Origin of the sequence: Micromonospora sp. CPCC 206171 (genome assembly GCF_036906755.1) — a bacterium.
GTDB classification, from domain to species: domain Bacteria; phylum Actinomycetota; class Actinomycetes; order Mycobacteriales; family Micromonosporaceae; genus Micromonospora; species Micromonospora purpureochromogenes.
In genome coordinates this window covers 20804-32677 of the sequence record NZ_JBAKHT010000035.1, presented here as the reverse complement: position 1 = coordinate 32677, position 11874 = coordinate 20804, and the positions used below count along the sequence as shown (strand labels likewise).

Annotated in this window: 10 protein-coding genes; 8 read left to right on the top strand and 2 right to left on the bottom strand. The window is 72.8% G+C overall.

Translation table 11 applies throughout. The features are described 5' to 3' along the window. Positions 1 to 153: 153 nt before the first annotated feature. Complete coding sequence (locus tag V6U89_RS27150; protein WP_334575012.1) at positions 154 to 1695, top strand: M4 family metallopeptidase; 1542 nt, start codon at positions 154 to 156, stop codon at positions 1693 to 1695. Positions 1696 to 1904: 209 nt separating this feature from the next. Here the strand turns inward: V6U89_RS27150 and V6U89_RS27145 are convergent, their stop codons facing one another. Further along, entirely contained in the window at positions 1905 to 2690 is a 786-nt protein-coding gene (locus tag V6U89_RS27145) for a pyrimidine reductase family protein (RefSeq protein WP_334575008.1), read from the bottom strand. A 150-nt stretch (positions 2691 to 2840) separates the two neighbouring features. On the opposite strand from V6U89_RS27145, the gene V6U89_RS27140 reads away from it, so the two are divergent. The 6 genes from V6U89_RS27140 (at position 2841) to V6U89_RS27115 (ending at position 9422) form a co-directional block, all read left to right on the top strand. After that, a complete protein-coding gene (locus tag V6U89_RS27140; RefSeq protein WP_334575004.1) occupies positions 2841 to 3386 on the top strand; it encodes a plasmid pRiA4b ORF-3 family protein in 546 nt (181 codons plus the stop codon). 236 nt (positions 3387 to 3622) lie between these two features. After that, positions 3623 to 4921 carry an ABC transporter substrate-binding protein gene (locus V6U89_RS27135; RefSeq protein ID WP_334575000.1) on the top strand — a complete coding sequence of 433 codons (1299 nt, stop codon included), beginning with the start codon at positions 3623 to 3625 and terminating at the stop codon, positions 4919 to 4921. A 113-nt stretch (positions 4922 to 5034) separates the two neighbouring features. Next, entirely contained in the window at positions 5035 to 6003 is a 969-nt protein-coding gene (locus tag V6U89_RS27130) for a carbohydrate ABC transporter permease (RefSeq protein ID WP_334574996.1), read from the top strand. A gap of 11 nt (positions 6004 to 6014) precedes the next feature. Then, positions 6015 to 6857, top strand: coding sequence for a carbohydrate ABC transporter permease (locus tag V6U89_RS27125; protein WP_334574992.1), 843 nt, complete (start codon positions 6015 to 6017; stop codon positions 6855 to 6857). After that, on the top strand, positions 6854 to 8287 hold the full coding sequence (locus V6U89_RS27120; RefSeq protein ID WP_334574988.1) for a GH1 family beta-glucosidase: 1434 nt from the start codon (positions 6854 to 6856) through the stop codon (positions 8285 to 8287). Before V6U89_RS27125 ends, V6U89_RS27120 begins: the two co-directional genes overlap by 4 nt. 88 nt (positions 8288 to 8375) lie before the next feature. After that, positions 8376 to 9422 carry a LacI family DNA-binding transcriptional regulator gene (locus tag V6U89_RS27115; protein WP_334574983.1) on the top strand — a complete coding sequence of 349 codons (1047 nt, stop codon included), beginning with the start codon at positions 8376 to 8378 and terminating at the stop codon, positions 9420 to 9422. Positions 9423 to 9862: 440 nt separating this feature from the next. Here V6U89_RS27115 and V6U89_RS27110 read toward each other — a convergent pair whose 3' ends face one another. Further along, the gene (locus tag V6U89_RS27110) at positions 9863 to 10981 is read right to left on the bottom strand and encodes a phosphotransferase family protein (protein ID WP_334574979.1); all 1119 of its coding nucleotides are present in this window, start codon (positions 10979 to 10981) and stop codon (positions 9863 to 9865) included. A 149-nt stretch (positions 10982 to 11130) separates the two neighbouring features. On the opposite strand from V6U89_RS27110, the gene V6U89_RS27105 reads away from it, so the two are divergent. After that, positions 11131 to 11832: an amino acid-binding protein gene (locus V6U89_RS27105; RefSeq protein ID WP_334574976.1), complete on the top strand. Its 702-nt coding sequence runs from the start codon at positions 11131 to 11133 to the stop codon at positions 11830 to 11832. Positions 11833 to 11874 lie beyond the last annotated feature (42 nt).

Here is an 11874-nt window from a genome sequence, read left to right as displayed (position 1 = left end):
CAGAATAGCCACAGCATTCATCGAGGATCTTCCGTTCTTCGATGGCTGTCGCCATGGCCGTACCCTGCGGTCTTCCATGGCCGGCCCGGGTCGACCCCCGCCCGGGTCCCGTCAGCCGGACCCCCTCCGGCTGTCCCTGTGGAGGCAGAACGTATGCGTCGAACCACCCTGCTGAGCGGCCTGGCCACGGCCGCTCTCCTGGCCACCGCCGCCACGGTGCCGACCGCCGCCGCGGCGGCGCCCGGCGTCTCCGGTGACCCGTTCACCCGGGCGGTCGCCCAGCTCAAGGCGCACTCGGGCGCCGGGCTCGCGGCGGACGGCCAGAGCTTCACCCTGCGTCAGGTCGCCACCGACGCCGACGGCACCGAACACGTCCGGCTCAACCGCTACTCCGACGGCCTGCCGGTGCTCGGCGGTGACGTCGTGGTGCACCTCGGCAAGGGCAACGCCTGGCGGGGCGCCAGCCAGAGCCTGACCGCCGCCCCGCGGCGCGCCCCGAGGGCGAAGCTGAGCAGGGCCGCCGCCGGCCGGGTCGCGCTCGCCGCGTCCACCGCCACCGGTCGCACCGTCTCCGGCGCCCAGCTGGTGCACGACGCCGACCAGGCCGGCACCGCGCTGGCGTACGAGGTGGTGGTCGGCGGCACCTACGCCGACAGCACCCCGAGCGAGCTGCACGTGCTGGTCGACGCCACCACCGGCGCGGTCCGCGACTCGTGGGAGGGCGTGCAGCGCGACGGCACCGGCAACACCTTCCACTCCGGCTCGGTGACCGTGGGCAGCACGGCCGCCGGCGGCACGTGGCAGCTCGCCGACGCCACCCGCGGCAACCACCGCACCTACGACCTCAACGGGGGCACCAGCGGCACCGGCACCCTGGTCACCAACGCCGGCAACGTCTTCGGCGACGGCACCCTGGCCAACCGGCAGACGGCCGCCGCCGACGCGGCGTACGGCGCGCAGAAGACCTGGGACTACTACAAGAGCACCCACGGCCGCAGCGGCATCCGCAACGACGGGGTCGGCGCGTACAGCCGGGTGCACTACAGCAGCAACTACGCCAACGCCTTCTGGAGCGACTCCTGCTTCTGCATGACGTACGGCGACGGCGGCTCCGGCTGGTACCCGCTGACCTCGCTGGACGTGGCCGGGCACGAGATGACCCACGGCATCACCAGCAACACGGCCGGCCTGCGCTACAGCGGCGAGTCCGGCGGTCTGAACGAGGCCACCAGCGACATCTTCGGCACCCTGGTGGAGTTCTACGCCGCGAACAGCAGCGACCCGGGTGACTACCTGATCGGTGAGAAGCTGCGCAGCAGCGGCGTCCCGCTGCGCTACATGGACAAGCCCTCCAAGGACGGCTCGTCCGCCGACTGCTGGTCCAGCGGCGTCGGCCGGCTGGACGTGCACCACTCCTCCGGCGTGGCGAACCACTTCTTCTACCTGCTCGCGGTCGGCAGCGGCTCCTCGTCGTACGGCACCAGCCCGACCTGCAACGGCAGCACCGTGGCCGGCATCGGCAACGCCAAGGCCGGCGCCATCTGGTACCGCGCGCTGACCACCTACATGACCTCGCGGACCAACTACGCCGGGGCGCGCACCGCCACCCTGTCGGCCGCCCGGGACCTGTACGGCGCGGGCAGCGTCGAGTACAACACGGTCGCCGCCGCCTGGTCGGCCGTGAGCGTCAACTGACCGGCTGAGCCTCCGGCGGGCGGATTCCTCTGCCACCCGCCGGGGAGCACGGCTCGTGCCACGGGCGCGGGTACGCCGACGGCGTGCCCGCGCCCGTCGTCGTGGCCGGGGCGGACTGCCCGCGTACCCCGTCGGTGGCGGCCGGGGGACGGCCCGGCGCGGCCGGGGCACGCGCGGTGGCCGGCGGACCCGGCGGCCCCGGCGGACAGCTAGGCGGGCGGGGCGGCTCCGGCGGGCGGCGGCCCGGCGGCGTCCCGGGCGTGGCGCAGCATCAGCACGCCGTCGTCGGCGGCGAGCACGTGCCGCAGCGGCAGCTCCCGGGGCGCGCCCGGATCGCCGGCGGTGATCCGGCCGGGGCCCGCCCCGGCGAGCAGCGGGGCGACGGTCAGGCAGAGCTCGTCGACCAGGTCGGCGGCGGTGAGCGCGCCGAACAGGTGCGGGCCGCCCTCGCAGAGCACCTGCTCCAGCCCCCGCCGCCGCAGCTCGGCCAGGCCGGCGGCGAGGTCCACCCGCTCGTCGCTGTAGCGGACCAGCTCGGCGACGTCGGTCAGCCCCGGGGGCGGCTCGGCGTCGGCGTGGGTCAGCACGACGGGCCGCACCGGCGCGTCGGCGAACGCGGCCTGCGCCGGGTCGAGGTCCAGCGACCCGGAGACGACCACCAGGGTGGGGTACTCGGGCAGCCCCCGCTCGCGCCGCCAGGCCCGGCGCGGCTCGCTGAGCCGCACCGCGCGGTAGCCCTCGTGCCGCAGCGTGCCGGCGGCCACCAGCAGCCCGTCGCAGAGCATCCGGAGCAGCCCGAAGACCCGCTTGTCCGGCCCGCCGGAGAGCCCGGCGGAGTAGCCGTCCAGGGTGACCGCGCCGTCGAGGCTGGCCACGAAGTTGACCCGCAGGTGCGGGCGGTCGGCGCGACCGTAGAGGGCGGTCAGCTCGGCGTCGTCCAGGGGCGGGGTGGCCGGCGTCGGCCAGATCCGGCGGATCGGGCTTCCGACGGTCATTCGCCGGCCGGACCGGTGACCGGAGGGATGGGTCCGGGGGTACGGTGCTGGCAGTCGCACCACTTCCGGCCGGGACAGTCGTCGTGCCGCCGCTCCCGGCAGGCTCGGCAGATCATGCCGGCAGCCTATGCGGTGGGAGGAGGGGGCAGCATGCCACGTCAGATCTTCCAGCTGAAGATGTCCCTCGCCGGGGTCCGGCCGCCGGTCTGGCGGCGGGTGCTGGTGCCCGGCGGCTACACCCTCGACCGGCTGCACCGGGTGGTGCAGCACGCCATGGGGTGGCGCGACTGCCACCTGCACTCGTTCGAGATCGACGGGCTGCAGTACGGCGCGCCGGACCCGGACGGCGAGCTGTCGCTCCGCGACGAGCTGGAGGTCCGGCTCGACGCGGTCCTCGGCAAGGGCAGCAGGTTCCGCTACACGTACGACTTCGGCGACTGGTGGGAGCACGACCTGGTGGTGGAGGACGCCTTCACCGCCGACCCGGAGGTGCGGTACCCGTCCTGCCTGGACGGCGAGCGCGCCTGCCCGCCGGAGGACGTCGGTGGACCGTCCGGCTACCTGCTCCTGCTCGCCGCGCTCGCCGACCCGCGGCACCGGGAGCACGCGGCAATGCGGGAGTGGGTGGGCGACGGCTTCGATCCCGCCCGGTTCGACCCGGGGCGGGCCAGCACGCTGCTGCGTCACCTCTGCTGATCCCCTCCCTCCGCTGAGGACCGGTCGAGGGCATCGGCCGTAACGATCTGGGAACGCTCCCATCGGTCTATTGACACCCCTGACACCTCCCGGCAATCTCATGGGAGCGTTCCCAGGGCGTGGCGCGGATCACCTGGCACACCGCCCGGGCCCACCCGGTCCGCCGGGCGGCGGGAGCGCGCAGATCACCCCCCACCACACCCAAACCCAGCCTCACCACTGAAAGAGGGGTCAGGATGAGCGTCACCACGCGGCGTACCCGCCTCGCGGCCGCCGCCCTGGCCGCGGTCACCGCACTCGGCGGTCTCGCGGCCTGCGGCAAGGACGACGACGACGCCACGGCGTCCGGCGGGAAGCCCGCCAAGCTGGTCGTGGACACCTTCGGCGAATTCGGCTACGACGAGATCGTCAAGCAGTACGAGAAGGACACCGGCATCAAGGTCGAGCTGCGCAAGACCGCGCAGCTCAACGAGTACCGGCCGAAGATCGTCCGGGCGCTGGCCACCGGCAAGGGCGCGGCCGACGTGGTCGCCCTGGAGGAGGGCATCCTCAACGAGTTCAAGGCGAACCCGGCGAACTGGGCCGACCTCGGCAAGCTGGTCGCCAAGGACCACAGCAGCGAGTACCTGCCCTGGAAGTGGGAGCTGGGCAAGGCGCCGGACGGCCGGCTGATCGGCCTGCCCACCGACGTCGGCAGCCTCGCCGTCTGCTACCGGCGCGACCTCTTCCAGGCCGCCAAGCTCCCCGTCGAGCGCGACCAGGTCGCGGCCCTCTGGCCGGACTGGAACGCCTTCATCGAGACCGGCAAGAAGTACCGGGCGGCCAGCGGCAAGGGCATGCTCGACTCGGTGACCACCGCCTCCAGCGCGGTGATGTTCCAGCAGGGCGGCGACCTGTTCTACGACAAGGACGACAACGTCGTCGCCGACAGCAGCGCCTCGGTGAAGAGCGCCTGGGACACCGCGATCGCGATGGCCGACGCCAACATCACCGCCGAGACGGCCACCTGGTCGCCGGAGTGGTCGGCCGGCTTCAAGCAGGGCACCTTCGCCGCGACCTTCTGCCCGTCCTGGATGCTCGGCATCGTGCAGGAGAACTCCGGCCCGGAGAACAAGGGCAAGTGGGACGTGGCGCCGGTCCCCGGCGGCGCGGGCAACTGGGGCGGCTCCTGGCTCGCCGTGCCGACCCAGAGCAAGTACCCCAAGGAGGCGGCGAAGCTCGCCGAGTACCTGACCAACGCGCAGAGCCAGGTGGCGGCCTTCAAGGCCAAGGGCCCGCTGCCGACCAACCTGGAGGCGCTGAAGAACCCGGAGTTCCTCGCCTACACCAACGAGTACTTCAACAACGCCCCGACCGGCAAGATCTTCGGTGACAGCGTCTCCAAGATCCAGCCGCTGCACCTCGGTCCGAAGCACCAGGCGGTGAAGGAGAACGCCTTCGAGCCGGCGCTGCGGTCCTACGAGAGCGGGCAGTCGACCAGGGACAAGGCCTGGGAGCAGTACGTCAAGGACGCCAAGACCCAGGGCGCCTTCTGAGCACTGACCCACCACGGCGGGTGGCGTCCGGGTCTCCCGGGCGCCACCGGCCGCGTCCCGTTGCACGTACCGCCCGCCTCACCGGCCCCGCCGGCGCCGGGAAAGGATCCCGCATGAGCCTGTCGGCCACGACCGCGCCGCCGTCACCCACGGCGTCACCGCCCCCACCCGCCCGGCGCCGCAGCCGGACGCTGTCGCTCAACCGCCTCGACCTCAAGCTCTCCCCGTACCTCTACATCGCCCCGTTCTTCGTGATCTTCGGCATCTTCGGGTTCTACCCGATGCTGCGTACCGCCTGGATGTCGCTGCACAACTGGAACCTGATCGGCGAGCACAGCTTCATCGGCGTGGACAACTACACCCGGCTGTTCACCGACGGGTACTTCTGGAACGCCACGGTCAACACCTTCGGCATCTTCCTGCTCTCGACGATCCCGCAGCTGCTGCTCGCGCTCTTTTTGGCGACCCTGCTCAACCGCGCCTTCCTGCGCGCCCGGACGTTCTTCCGGATGGCCATCTTCATGCCGAACGTGGTGTCGGTCGCCGCCGTGGCGATCGTCTTCGGCATGCTCTTCCAGCGCGACTTCGGCCTGATCAACTGGGTGCTCGGCCTGGTCGGGATCGACGCGGTGGACTGGGACGCGCAGCGGTGGAGCTCCTGGACCGCCATCGCCTCCATGGTCAACTGGCGGTGGACCGGCTACAACACGCTCATCCTGCTGGCCGGCATGCAGGCCATCCCCAAGGACCTCTACGAGGCGGCGGCCATCGACGGCGCCAACCAGTGGAAGCAGTTCTGGCGGATCACCCTGCCGATGCTCACGCCGACCTTCGTCTTCGTGGTCACCCTCTCCACCATCGGCGGGCTCCAGCTCTTCACCGAGCCGCTCGTCTTCGCCAACGGCAACATCATCGGCGGCGACCAGCGCGAGTTCCAGACCCTGGCCATGTACATGTACGAACTGGGTATCGAGAACCTGAACACCGCCGGGTACGGCGCCGCCGTGGCCTGGGCGATGTTCGTCATGATCGCCCTGGTCTCGCTGGTCAACTTCCTGCTCGTCCGCCGCACGGTCAAGTGAGGAGCGACCGAGTGAACTCCGCGTCCCAGCGCCTCTGGCGCACCAGCCCGCTGATGTACGTCGCCCTCGTGCTGGCGGTGCTCTTCTCGATCTACCCCTTCTACTACATGGTCGTCATCGCCACCCGCAGCCTGGACTCGATCAACGACGTGCCGCCGCCGGTCACCCCGGGCGGCTCGTTCGGCGACAACTTCGGCCGGGTGCTCGACAACGACGCGGCGAACTTCCTCACCGGCCTGCTCAACTCGGTGATCGTGGCCGGGGTGGTGACCGTCTCGGTGGTGATCACCGGGTCGCTGGCCGGCTTCGCCTTCGCCAAGCTGCGCTTCCGGGGCCGCAACGCCCTGCTGCTGTCGATCATCGTGACCATGATGATCCCGACCCAGCTGGGCCTCATCCCGCTCTGGGGCATGATCCAGGACCTCGGCTGGTACGACACCCTCTACGCGGTGACCGTGCCCTTCCTGGCCAGCGCCTTCGGCGTGTTCATGATGCGGCAGTACGCCACCCAGGCCATCTCCGACGAGCTGATCGAGGCCGGCCGGGTCGACGGGGCCAGCACCTTCCGGATCTACTGGAACATCGTGCTGCCCGCGCTGCGCCCGGCCGCGGCCGTGCTCGGCCTGCTCACCTTCATGGAGACCTGGAACTCCTACCTGTGGCCGTACGCCGTGCTCACCCCGGAGAATCCGACCCTGCAGGTGTCCCTGGCGTTCCTCTCGTACGCCTACTACACCGACTACTCGCAGGTGTTCGCCGCGACCGCCATCGGTACCGTGCCGTTGGTGCTCGTGTTCGCCCTGTTCGGCCGCCAGATCATTGGCGGGATCATGGAAGGTGCCGTCAAGTCGTGAGCAACCCAGACCACCCGCCCGCAGTCGGCGTACTCGACCAGGGGCCGGAACTGATCTTCCCGCCCGGCTTCCTGTGGGGCGCGGCGACCGCCGCGTACCAGATCGAGGGGGCGGCCACCGAGGGTGGCCGGACCCCGTCGATCTGGGACACGTTCAGCCACACCGAGGGGCGGGTGGTCGCCGGGCACACCGGTGACGTGGCCTGCGACCACTACCACCGGATGCCGTCGGACGTCCGGCTGATGGCCGAGCTGGGCCTGAAGTCGTACCGGTTCTCGGTGTCCTGGCCGCGGGTGCAGCCGGGCGGCTCGGGCCCGGCCAACGCCGAGGGCCTGGACTTCTACCGGCGACTCGTCGACGAGCTGCTGGGGCACGGCATCGAGCCCTGGCTGACCCTCTACCACTGGGACCTGCCCCAGCCGCTGGAGGACGCCGGCGGCTGGCCGGCCCGGGACACCGCCGGCCGGTTCGCCGACTACGCCGAACTCGTCGCGGACGCCCTCGGCGACCGGGTGACGTACTGGACGACGCTGAACGAGCCCTGGTGCTCGGCGTTCCTCGGCTACGGCTCGGGCGTGCACGCGCCCGGCCGCTCCGACGGGGCGGACGCCGTCCGCGCCGGGCACCACCTGATGCTCGGCCACGGGCTGGCGGTGCAGGCGCTGCGGGCATCCCGGCCGCAGGCCCAGCTCGGCATCACCGTCAACCTCTACCCGGTCACCCCGGCCAGCGACGCGCCCGCCGACGTCGACGCGGCCCGGCGGATCGACGCGCTGGCCAACCGGTTCTTCCTCGACCCCGTGCTGCGCGGGTCGTACCCGACCGACCTCACCGCCGACCTGCGCGAAGTGACCGACTTCGGGCACGTACGCGACGGCGACCTGGCGGTCATCTCCACCCCGCTGGACCTGGTCGGCGTCAACTACTACAGCCGGCACGTGGTCGCCGCCCCGGTCGAGGGGGCCGAGCCGGAGCCGTACTGGCGGGCGCCGTCGTGCTGGCCGGGCAGCGAGGACGTCCGGTTCGTCACCCGGGGCGTGCCGGTCACCGACATGAACTGGGAGATCGACGCCCCCGGCCTGACCGAGACGCTGCGCCGGGTCCACGAGGAGTACACCGACCTGCCGCTCTACGTCACCGAGAACGGCTCCGCCTTCGTCGACGCGGTCATCGACGGGCAGGTCGACGACGTCGACCGGCTGGCGTACTTCGACGCCCACCTGCGGGCGGCGCACGAGGCGATCAACGCCGGGGTGCCCCTGCACGGGTACTTCGCCTGGTCGCTGATGGATAATTTCGAATGGGCCTGGGGCTACACCAAGCGGTTCGGGATGGTCTGGATCGACTACGACAGCCAGGCCCGTATCCCCAAGTCCAGCGCCAGGTGGTACGCCGAGGTGATCCGACGTAACGGTCTGGCCGCACAATAGGCGAAGGCCAGCCAGTTCTCCGGGCGGCTCCGCGCCCACCCGCTCCCCACGGGTGGCGCGGATCCGCCCGACGTCGGAGGAGCACACGATGACAACGCAGCGCACCCGGTCGCTCGGGCGCCCGACCCTCGACGCGGTCGCCGCCCGCGCGGGCGTCGGGCGCGGCACGGTCTCCCGGGTCGTCAACGGCTCGCCGCAGGTCAGCCCGGAGGCTCGGGCCGCCGTCCAGCAGGCCATCGCGGAGCTGGGGTACGTGCCGAACCGGGCCGCCCGGGCGCTGGTCACCCAGCGGACCGACTCGGTGGCCCTGGTGGTCTCCGAGTCCGGCGACCGGGTCTTCACCGAGCCGTTCTTCGCCGGCATCGTCCGAGGCGTCAGCTCCGGGCTGCTGGAGACGCCGCTGCAGCTCTGGCTGGCCATGGTGCAGTCCCCGATCGAGCGGGAACGGGTCGAGCACCACCTGACCAACCAGCACGTGGACGGGGTGCTGCTGCTGTCGCTGCACGACTCCGACCCGCTGCCCACGCTGCTTGAGGAGCGCGACCTGCCGACCGTGCTCGGCGGCCGGCCCGCGCGGATGCTCCAGCCCGGGGCGCGACCGTCCTGGTTCGTCGACGTGGACAACGTCGGCGGCGCCCGGCATGCGGTGGAGCACCTGGCCCAGCGGGGCCGGCGCCGGATCGCCACCATCGCCGGCCCGCAGGACATGGGCGCCGGCCTGGCCCGCCTCGCCGGCTACCGGGACGCCGTCCGGGCCGCCGGGGCCGAGGTCGACCCCCGCATGATCGCGTACGGGGACTTCAGCGAGGGCAGCGGCGCCGCCTCGATGCGCCGGCTGCTGGAGGTCTGCCCCGACCTGGACGCGGTCTTCGTCGCCTCCGACCTGATGGCGTTCGGCGCGCTGCGTACCCTGCGCGAGGCGGGGCGTCGGGTGCCCGAGGACGTCGCCGTCATCGGTTTCGACGACGCCCCGATCGCCCGGCAGGCCGACCCGCCGCTGACCACCGTCTTCCAGCCGGTCGAGGAGATGGGTCGCCAGATGGCGCGGCTGCTGGTGGCCCGCATCCGCGGCGACGAGATCCCCGCCCCCCACATCCTCCTCGACACCCAACTCATCCACCGCGCCTCCGCCTGACCCCCCAGCGCGCGGCGCTTCCCACCACCGGGCGCCGCGCCGTCACCCGCGCCGCCCCCCCCTAAATGCGCGCACTTTCGGAGAAAGCGTGGCTATTCGCGGCCGAATAGCCACGCTTTCTCTGAAAGTGCAGGCGTGGGGCGTGGGGCGCGGGGCGCGGGGCGTCGGGCGTGGGCCGTCGGGCGACGGCGACGGGCGTGGGGTGTGGGGCGTAAGCCGTCGGGCGTGGGGGGTAAGCCGTCCGGCGTCGGCCTGGGGCGTGGGGCGTCGGGCGTGGGGCGTAGGTGACGTGTGGGGTGGGGCGTGCGGGGGCGGGTGGCCGAGCGTGCGCGTGGTGCGGGCTGCCCCGTGGGCCTCGTCGGGGTGGTCGCGCAGGCGGAGCTGGCGGGCCGGGCTCGGCTCCAGCGGCTCGGCGGGGGCGGGCGGGGGATCCGCCGTCGTCACCGCTCCCGGGCTGCGCGCAGGCCGTGCTCGACCAGCGGGGCCACCATGTCGCCGATCCGGTCGAAGCCGGGGCCGAGCGTCTGCCCGAGGGTGTGCCGGTAGTGGATGCCCTCGCAGATCACCGCGAGCTTGAAGCAGCCGAGCGCGACGTGCCAGTGCAGCGGCCCGACGTCCACGTCGCTGCGGCCGGCGTACCGCGCGATCAGCTCGGCGCCGGTGGGGAAGCCGGCGCGCGGGCCGAGGCCGTCGGCGACCGGGTTGCCGGCGGCGAGGTCGCTGTCGCCGAGCACGTCCCAGTAGGTCAGCAGCAGGCCGAGGTCGGCCAGCGGGTCGCCGAGGGTGGCCATCTCCCAGTCGAGCACGGCGCGCACCGACACCGGGTCGACGGTGGCGAGGAGGTTGTCCAGCCGGTAGTCGCCGTGCACGATCCGCCCGGCGTTGGCGCCCTCCGGAACGGTGCCGCCGAGCAGGTCGCGCAGCTCATCGATGCCGGGCAGCGGACGGCTGCGGGACCGGTCGAGCTGGCCGGCCCAGCGACGTACCTGCCGGCCGAGGTAGCCCTCGGGGCGGCCGAAGTCGGCGAGCCCGACCGTGGCGGGGTCGACGGTGTGCAGGGCGGCGAGGGTGTCCATCATCGCCAGGGCCAGGTCGCGCCGCTGCTCGGGGGAGAGCGGGTCGGTCTGGGCGCGGCTGCGGAACACCTCGCCGCGGACCCGCTCCATCAGGTAGAACGGCGCGCCGATCACGTCGGTGTCGGCGCAGTGCAGCAGTGCCGCCGGGACCGGCACGTCGGTGGGCGCGAGGGCGGAGATCACCCGGAACTCGCGGGCCATGTCGTGCGCGGTGGCCAGCACGTGCCCCAGCGGGGGGCGGCGCAGCACCAGCTCCTGCTCGCCGGCGCGCAGCAGGTAGGTCAGGTTCGACTTGCCCCCGGCGATCAGGGTGGCCGACAGCGGCCTGTCGGCCAGCTCGGGCCGGTGGGTGGCCAGGTAGCCGGCGAGCCGGTCGAGGTCCAGCCCCCGGGGGGACCCGTCCCGCCCGGCGGCGGTGGGCACGGTGTCGGGGGCGGCCGGAGAACTTCCCGGCCGGAGCGCGTCGACGGCCGGATCGGTCATCCGAATAGTTGATGGCAGCTCAGCTTTCTTGTCAAGCCGGGGATTTGCCCCCGGGACATGCCGCTGCAACAGGGGCGAAATGGTCACCCGGCAGGCTGGTGCCCAGCCTGCCGGCCGCCACGGTCGGCCCGCCCAGCGGAGGGACAGACATGTTGCTGAGAGTTCGGGTGACCCTGCCGGACCGTCCCGGCACGCTCGGCCAGGTGGCCCGGACGCTCGGCGTCTCCGGCGCCGACATCGTCCAGGTGGTCGTCCTGGAACGGCTCGGCGGGCGGGCGGTGGACGACTTCACCGTGGTCTGGCCGGGCGCCGCCCGGGTGGAGCGGTTGCTGGCGGGTCTGGCCGCCATCCCCGGGGTACGGGTGGACGGCGTCTGGCGGGCGATCGGCGCGCCGACCACCACCGGCCAGGACGCCGAACTGCTGGCCCAGGTCGCCGCGAACCCCGCCGACGGGGTGGCCACCCTGGTCGACGCGGTACCCGGGCTGCTCGCCGCCGACTGGGCGGTGGCCGCGGTCGTCCCGATGGACTGGGCCTCGCGGACGGGCGGAGGGACGGCGACGGTGGGCCACGCGAGCTGGCGGGCGCCCCAGCCGCCGCCGCTGCCGGAGGTGACCCCGCTGCGGGCGCGGGAACTGACCGGCGCCGACGGCAGCCACTACGCGATCGCGCCGTTCGGCCGCAACGGCCTGGTGCTGGTGGTCGCGCGCGAGCACACCGAGCCGCTCACCGCGGCCGCCTTCCACTCCACCGAGGTGGACCGGCTGGCCCAGCTGGTCCGGGCCGGCGCGGTGATCCTCGGCGACCGGCTCGACCTGGTCGGGGCGCCCTCGGTGACCAGCGTCACCTGAGCACGCGCAACGGTTCCCGGGGTGTCACCGCCGGGCAACGGC